This is a genomic window from Thermoanaerobacter sp. CM-CNRG TB177, assembly GCF_018588165.1.
Lineage (GTDB): Bacteria > Bacillota > Thermoanaerobacteria > Thermoanaerobacterales > Thermoanaerobacteraceae > Thermoanaerobacter > Thermoanaerobacter thermocopriae.
Map to the genome: position 1 here is coordinate 46061 of NZ_JAFCAC010000060.1, position 8216 is coordinate 54276.

The following is an 8216-nucleotide window of genomic DNA, read 5'->3' on the forward strand; positions in this document are numbered from 1 at the left end:
TGCAAAAGGAGAGAGGGAGATGGAAAGCGAAGGGATATTGTCAAATAGTGAAATCGAAAAGAAAATAAAAGAAAAAGTAGAAATTTGGGAAACGAAACCAGCAAAAGAAGCAGAAGATTATTATTACCAGGAAATATTTCCTTTGGTAGTAAAAAAGTTTCATTTAGAAACTGATGTTTCCTTTAAAGAAAAATATGAAAATTTGATTTTGTCATTAGGATTTTCTTTTGAACCTCTCGTGCTTACAATTTCTTTTATTAAGCCCAAGCAAGTCTTGTTTTTATACACAAAAGACTCAAGAGAGAATCTTGACAAAGTAATCCAATGGGCGGGATTGCTTCCTTCCCAATACGTTGCCGAAGAGATTGAAAAAGACAATCCGGTAGATATCTACCGAGTTTTAAAGAAAATTTATGTAGAAAAATGGAATAAACCCGATAAAACTGCCATTGATTTTACAGGTGGTACTAAAGCTATGTCTGCGGGGATGGCAATGGCAGGAGCCTATTTGAAAATCGATTTGATTTATGTTGCTAGTGAATACAATAATAAAATGCGAAAGCCATGGCCAGGTACAGAAAAGTTAAAGGTCGTAGAAGACCCTTATGAAGTTTTTGGGGACTTGGAAAAGGACAAAGCTATAGCACTTTTTAATAAAGGCGATTTTGCTTCAGCGTATAAAATTTTTTCTGAGTTAGAAGAAAGAGTTGCTTATAGAGATTATACTTTCTACAAAATGTTATCACAAATCTATTCTTGTTGGGATAACCTTTCTTTTAATGAAGCCATTGAGGGATTTGAAAAACTCTTTAAAATTTTAAAAAGTTGGAAACCAATTGATAAAGATATAATTGGCTATAAATATGAAGAAATATTGTACAAGCAGCATGAACTCATTAAACCACTAAAAGAGATTGACTTAAAAGATAAAAATAAGGAATGGGAGTACGTTACAAATAAGCATGTATATATACCTCTTCTTTTTTCAATTTATACTAATGCTTTAAGGCGAAGTTATGAAGGAAAATATGATGTGGCAATTCTACTATTGTATCGCATTTTAGAGCTAATCGCACAGGTCAGACTTGCAAGTTATGGTTTTTCTGTTTCTCTTCCAGATTATTCAAAATTGCCCGTTGGTGGAAATGAATTATTAGAAAAAATGAATGAAAATATTAAACCTTTTAGAAAGCGTTCCAAAAATTTTAAAAACTATTCCGAACTTCCACAAAGCAGTATTTCATTATTTGATGCTTATGTTTTATTAAAAGCTATTGAAGACAAATTGGTAAAAGATATAGAACTAGGTTTGATATATCGTAAAGTTAAACTGAGGAATAAATCAATTTTTGCTCATGGATTTGGCATTTTAATGGAGAAGGACTTTAATGATTTTCATGAAACAGTAAAAAAGATTCTTATTCGTTTTTGTGAAATAGAGAGAATAGAATTTGAAAAGGTATGTAAGGACTACAAATTTGTTCTATTAGAATGAATCAAATTTAAAGGAAAGGGTGGTTATATATGTTTAAAAAAGCTAAGCCATTTTTTATTTACACTGAAACTCCTACCCATGTGGGAAGTGGTTCGGAGTTAGGATATGTTGACCTTCCAATTCAAAGAGAGAAACATTCTGGATTCCCTAAAATTGAATCCTCAGGGTTAAAAGGGGCTTTGAGAAGCGCTTTTAAAGGGGATGAATCTTTAAGAGAAAATGTTGAGCATATATTTGGGCCAAAAGATGGTGACCTTTATGCAGGAGCTATAGGCTTTTTAGATGCTAGAATTTTGTTGTTTCCTATAAAGTCGGCAAGAGGAATTTTTGGTTGGATTACTTGCCCCTATGTTCTTTCAAGGTTTAAAGAGGAAATAAGTTTGTGCGATAGAAATGAGCTAAAGGAATTAGAAGGTATTGAGACTATAGAGCCTAATTCTATAGTTGAAGGTTCTAATCTTAAGCTCCAAAATAAGGGAAATAACAATGTAGTTATATTAGAAGAATATTCTTTTAAAGTAAAATCAAATAATAAATTGCAACAATTTTCTGAATGGCTAGCAGATACTCTTTTTCCCAAAAGTCAAAATGGACAAAATGATTTCTACAGTGTTTTTAGAGAAAAGATGAAAAAAGATATAATAGTAATTTCAGATGATGATTTTAGAGATTTTACAGAGATGTCTACAGAAGTTATAACTAGAACAAGAATTAATCCAGGCAAAGGCACTGTTGAAAATGGAGCTCTTTTTAATGAAGAATATGTTCCGGAAAATACACTATTTTATTCGTTGGCATTGGCTTCTATGCTATTTATAGATGAGGCCGAAAAAGAAAAAATAAAAAAAGAAGAAAAATCAAAACCAGATGAGGATTTTATACTGGATTATTTCCTTAATGGAATAAGGAAACATGAAATTATTCAAATTGGCGGTAATGCTACTATAGGAAAAGGTATTGTCAGAATTGGTGCCTTAGATAGGAGTGATATTAAATGACCGACAAGGATTCTATAAAGACAACAGTAAATGAGAGGGCAAAGTTTGCCTATGAATGTGTTAAAAAAGTAGCTACTTATGAAAAAGAAGAGTTTAAAAATAATTATAAATCCTATGCAAAAAAATTAATGGCAATAATAAAAACAAATGGTCTTGGTGCTACTTTGGCATTTATGAAAGCAAAAGGTAGTAGTGCATATCAAGAACTATATAACAATATAGATAGTTGGCTTAAGTCTGAAAATTGTCCAGTCAGTAGTTTATATAGTAATTCAACAGCAGATATGGTAGAAAAAATTATATCACTTGAAAGTGATGCCTATCGAGCTATTACAAAAGAAGTCATGGAATTTATAAATTGGATAAGAAGGTTTGCTGAAGGGATGATTCCCGATGATAAATAGTAATAGATTAAAAATACCTTTCGATACGAGCTATTACTTGAAAAATGCTATGGAAAAGGTTGAAAATTTTAACTTATTATTCAACAAATACATAGAATTTAATAAAAAGAGCGAAGTAGAGAAAAAGAGAATACCTGAAGCAAAAAAAGAATTTTTTGATAGCTGTATTCAATTTACAAGGAAGCAAAAATACATTATAGATAAATATAAATTGCAAGGGTATGAAGTAGCTACTTATGAGTTTAGACCTTATGATAAAATTGTTGTTGGGCTAGGGCAAGAGTCTGTCAGAGAGGTTTCTATGACTCTTCACTGGATATATGGAATTCCTTATATTCCGGGACAAGCTATAAAAGGGGTAATATCTAACTGGATTAAGTTCAGGGATAAGGAAAATAGTAATGATGATAATTTTAAGAAAATCTTTGGTACTGAGGGTGAAAAAGGAAAAGTAATTTTCATGGATTCATATCTTGTAAATGATGATTTTTATTTAAAACAGGATATAATGAATCCTCATTATTTCGAATATTATTCGCAAAGCAAAAATCCTTCAGCTCCTTCTGATTGGCAAAATCCCAAACCTATTTTCTTTTTAATAGTTGAAAATGCCATTTTTCATATTTCCCTAATTTTTTTAGAAAAGGAAACGAAGGATTTAAAAATAGCAAACAAGACTATGGAAGAATGGATGATAGAGGCATTTAGATATGGGGGAATTGGAGCAAAGACATCACTGGGTTACGGCACAGGAGAATTAACTTTAATTAGGGAAAACGAGAGAAATGCATAGAGTGGAGTTATGATCTTAATTGGAGATTAATTTGGACAATTTTAGAAGTAGAGCAAGAAGAGGAGCAGATAAAATAGTTTTTGGATAGAAATAGCAAAAGATAATGGTGGTGAGTGCTTTTTTAATTTTGGTAGGAGGGAATTACCAATGAGTAAGAAAGAAGAGTTATTTGAAAATAAATTGAAAGCATATTTTCATGATTCTCCAGATAAGCCATTTATTTTGTTAACAGGTGAAAGCCATGAGAAAAGAGCTAAGGAAATATCTAAAAAAATAGATATTCCTTACCACAAAACTATTGCTTCAGATGTTTTAGCTTCATCTATGGAAAGATATTATATACCTAAAGATGCCAGTAAAAATAAAAATTTACAAGTTGTTTTTGAAGAACAACCTGAGTTTGTTCATCCTCTTGCAGCTAATCGATATAATAATTTTGTTATAGAAAAAGAAGTGTTTAAAAAGGCTGTAGATGAAGCAGTAGATGAGTTATCAAAACTAGACTTTAAAGATAGTTATAAAAAATTTGTGTATTTATGGCGTTATTTGAAAGAGCTTTTAAAGAAACATACGCCAAGTGAATATAGAAAATATTGGGATTTAGCTCCTGCTGATACTCGATTTCCTAATCACACAATATTTGAGCATTTGAAATTGGCATCTGCGGTGAATGCATATTTTTATAATGAATTGAATTTAAACAATATGACACTATTTATTTTTACAATAGGTCCTGTTCAAGAATATATTGTGCAGGCAAGGAAGACACAAGACTTGTATTGGGGAAGTTATATTTTGTCTTATTTAACATGGGTAGCAATAGAAAAAGTTATAGAAGCTTATGGACCAGATTCTATAATATTCCCTGAACTTAAAGAACAGCCTTTGTGCGATTTTTGGATAGCAAAGCTATTTAATAACAGTGCAACTACGACTAAAGACCTTAAAACTCCTACTCTTCCCAACAGATTTTTTGCAATTTTACCAACAAAAAATGTAGAAGAAATTAGGTTACTAAATCTTAAAAAAACAGTAAAAGATGAATATATAAAAATCGGGGAATATGTTTTTAGTCATCTTGTAAAAAGCAATGATGAGCAAAAAAAATTGCTTTTACGCCAATTATCAAACTTTCCAGATGTGTATTGGGTGGCGTTGCCTTTAGAAAATGGGGATGTAAACAGGCCTGATTGGGAAATCCAATTGGATAAGATAAAGGATTATTTTAACAGTGATGAGGTGGAAGAGATAAAGGATTTATTGAGATATATTAAAGATAAAGGTGAATACGGGCCTAACATTGGTAATATTTATGGGTTACTTTATTCTTTTATGGAGAAAATGATGGGGACAAGAAAAGGCATAAGAAACTTCAATCAATATGAAGAAATAGGGCGAAAATGTTCTATATGCGGTGAGCACAATGTTATTATCTACAGGTGTACGAGAGAAGAAGATGAAAAGATAGAAAAAGGGAAAGAAAGTTATAAGATTAAACTTCTTAGAGAACAAAATGCAATAATCAAAAAAAGTGATGATAAAAGTATTACTTATAAGTATTTAGCACAAGGAGAAGGGTTGTGCAGCAGATGCCTGACAAAAAGGGCGGCAGAAATATATTTTAAAGATATGTTTGGGAAAAACAACATAGAAGAAAGTTTTCCCTCTACTGCAGAGATAGCATTACTAGATATAATTAACAATTCAGATAATGACCTAAAAACAAATATAAAAAGATACAAAGAAGTATTCAAAAAGTGGTGCGGTGATAACTTTGATTATGAATTGTTGTATGAGGAAAATCTCAATGAAAATTATTTTAAAACTTATGATTTTAATTCAAAAAGATTAGGCAAACTTAAAGAATTATTAAAGAGTATTGATAAAAGAATTAAAGACATAAGACTGAATAAAAAGAAATATTATGCCGTTATAAAGCTTGATGGCGATAACATGGGGAAATGGTTAGCAGGAGAATTGGCACCCTATATGTTAGAAATGTACCACAGTAAATTGCAGGGTTTTTTACCAGAAGATTTTAAAGAAAAAATCAAGGATAAAAAGCGACTAATGACACCAGCTGTTCACTCTTTAATTAGTGAGGCACTTAAGAACTATTCTTTGAAATATGTAAAAGAAATAGTGGAAGAGACAAGAGCAGGAAAAGTAATATATTCTGGCGGAGATGATGTATTTGCAATAGTAAATCTTAATTATTTATTAGATGTTATGGTAAAACTTAGGGCGGCTTTCAGTGGGCACTTAATTGTTAATAATGAGATAATTCCAGATTTTACAATAGATGCCGGATTTGTGGAACGAAAAGAGGAAATTGATGTGATGATGGGAAACAAAGCCACGGCGTCAATGGGGGTAGTTATAGCTCATTATAAAGAAGATTTAAAAAATGTTATAGCTTCTGTAGATGAGGTAGAGGAAGAATATGCAAAAAAAGTAGAAGGAAAGGATGCCTTTGCAATAAAACTTATTTTGCATTCTGGTGAGAATTACATTGCCAGAGCCAAGTGGAATTATGATGATGCAAGAAATAAAGAAGGAACAATAGGTTTATTAAAAGATATAAATTCCTTTTTTAAAGAAGACAAATTAAGTATTTCTTTTGTTGGAAAATTAAAAGCAGCTTTGGAAAGGCTAGATGTAGATTCTCTTCCACAAGGCATTTTTATTAGTGAGCTCAAAAGAAATATTAAACGTTCATTGAATGAGAACTTAAGTAAAGATGAAAAAGAAAAAGTTGAAAGAGATTTATACATTTTACTATATTCTCTGTATAAAGAGGTAAAATACGACAATTTTATTAGCCTCTTAACGATATTAGCTTTTTTGAATCGAGGAGGTGAGAAATAAATTATGCTTTTTGAAGTATCCCCTTTGGATAATGTATATTTTGGCAAAGGACATCCTTTTAGTGCCGGATTTGAAGGTATCGGTAGTGGCATATTTCCTCCAGCACCTTCAGTTTTTTATGGCGCTTTTGCTACTTATTACCTTTCGTTGAATGGTATAAATCCACAAAATTTAGAGTTTGTTCAAAAAAATTTAAAAATAAAAGGAATATATTATAAAAATGGCGAAGCGTGGTATACATTAGTACCAATGGATTTAGTAAAAAATAAGGAAGATAAAGAGGAGAATAAACTTGAATTTCTTAGGGTAGGTAAACCTCTTGTTGAAACTGATTTAGGCGATGGACAAATAAATTTGTTATATTCGCCGAATAAAGTGGAAAATGTCAAAGGGCTAATTGATGATTTAGCTATGAGTAATTATTTAAAAGGAATAAAAGAAAACATATTTTTTAAACCTTTCAATGATTTTGTTACAAAGGAAAATAAAATAGGAATAAAAATAGATTATGATAAACGTTCCAGTAAAAAGGGATATTTATATAAGACAGATTATATAAAAATGGCGAAAGATATAAAGAATTCATTGGAGTTTGTTGTGGATGTGGAATGCAAGGATTTCTCTTTTCCTGATACAGGACTGGTGAAATTAGGGGGGGAAGGTAAAGCTGCGAAGGTAAGCCGGGTAAATGATATACCAAAGTTTTTAGAAGAAAAGTTTACTGAGGAGGTAAAAGAAATTATTACAAAAACAGGAAAATTTAAGTTGATATTAGTAACTCCTTCTATATTTCAAAATGGATGGAAACCAGACTTTTCTAAGTTGAATATAAAGGTAAAGCTTATTGCTGCTGCTATAGGTAAACCAATTAGTATTGGTGGATGGGATATGAAAAATAAAAGACCTAAAGTCATGTCAAAAGCAGTTCCTGCTGGCAGTGTATATTATTATGAGATATTAGAGGGGCCAATCGATAGCCTAATAGAAAAAATATATGAATGTGGAATTTCTGATGCCAGAGCTAATGAAGGATTTGGAAGATGTTTGATGGGGGAATATGATTGGTTAAATTAATTACTACTGTTGCTATATCACTTTTTAACAACTATAGCAAGGAAAAAAGTATATAGATGTGTTTATTGAACTGGAGCCATATATTGTAATAACGACTATAGGATTAGCGAAAAGTACATTTTATGCTGTGTTTATTATCTACAACAATGGTAATAAATTTGTCGTCGATCCCTAATAGTGCAAAAACATCTAGGGATAGACGACATTTTTATTTTGCAAGTTTTCATAAAATAATTGATTTCATTAGATATTATGGTATAATAAAGTCAGGAAACTTGACATGAATTAAAAAAGTGTAAATTATTAATGTGCTATTTATGCATGTTATAATGGGTTTTTAGCCTACCTATAAGGAATTGAAACTGAGCATATCTCCTTTGTACAGCTTGCACTTCACTGTTTTTAGCCTACCTATAAGGAATTGAAACAATATATACCTTATATTTTTTTGTAACGTTAAGAATGTTTTTAGCCTACCTATAAGGAATTGAAACACGTATTATTCCCAGAACTAACAAAAGATGATCTGAGTTTTTAGCCTACCTATAAGGAATTGAAACAGCTCCTTCAAGAACTGGAGGGAA

General features: G+C 31.0%; 6 protein-coding genes. All 6 read left to right on the forward strand.

All coding sequences use genetic code 11. The annotated features are described in order from the left end of the window. Window positions 1-19 precede the first annotated feature (19 nt). The 6 genes from I4N53_RS06725 to cmr3 all read left to right on the forward strand — a co-directional run bounded on the left by I4N53_RS06725 (window position 20) and on the right by cmr3 (window position 7632). The gene (locus I4N53_RS06725) at window positions 20-1495 is read left to right on the forward strand and encodes a TIGR02710 family CRISPR-associated CARF protein (protein ID WP_012994793.1); all 1476 of its coding nucleotides are present in this window, start codon (window positions 20-22) and stop codon (window positions 1493-1495) included. Window positions 1496-1524: 29 nt separating this feature from the next. Next, window positions 1525-2493 (forward strand): type III-B CRISPR module RAMP protein Cmr4, encoded by a 969-nt coding sequence (gene cmr4 / locus I4N53_RS06730; RefSeq protein ID WP_214495903.1) that lies wholly within the window; start codon window positions 1525-1527, stop codon window positions 2491-2493. Continuing rightward, window positions 2490-2897, forward strand: a complete 408-nt coding sequence (gene cmr5, locus I4N53_RS06735; protein WP_012994795.1) for a type III-B CRISPR module-associated protein Cmr5 — start codon at window positions 2490-2492, stop codon at window positions 2895-2897. Before cmr4 ends, cmr5 begins: the two co-directional genes overlap by 4 nt. Beyond that, window positions 2887-3690, forward strand: a complete 804-nt coding sequence (cmr6, locus tag I4N53_RS06740; protein WP_214495904.1) for a type III-B CRISPR module RAMP protein Cmr6 — start codon at window positions 2887-2889, stop codon at window positions 3688-3690. Before cmr5 ends, cmr6 begins: the two co-directional genes overlap by 11 nt. Before the next feature lie 147 nt (window positions 3691-3837). Beyond that, on the forward strand, window positions 3838-6558 hold the full coding sequence (cas10, locus tag I4N53_RS06745; RefSeq protein WP_214495905.1) for a type III-B CRISPR-associated protein Cas10/Cmr2: 2721 nt from the start codon (window positions 3838-3840) through the stop codon (window positions 6556-6558). A 3-nt stretch (window positions 6559-6561) separates the two neighbouring features. Next, the gene (gene cmr3 / locus I4N53_RS06750; protein ID WP_012994798.1) at window positions 6562-7632 is read left to right on the forward strand and encodes a type III-B CRISPR module-associated protein Cmr3; all 1071 of its coding nucleotides are present in this window, start codon (window positions 6562-6564) and stop codon (window positions 7630-7632) included. Window positions 7633-8216 lie beyond the last annotated feature (584 nt).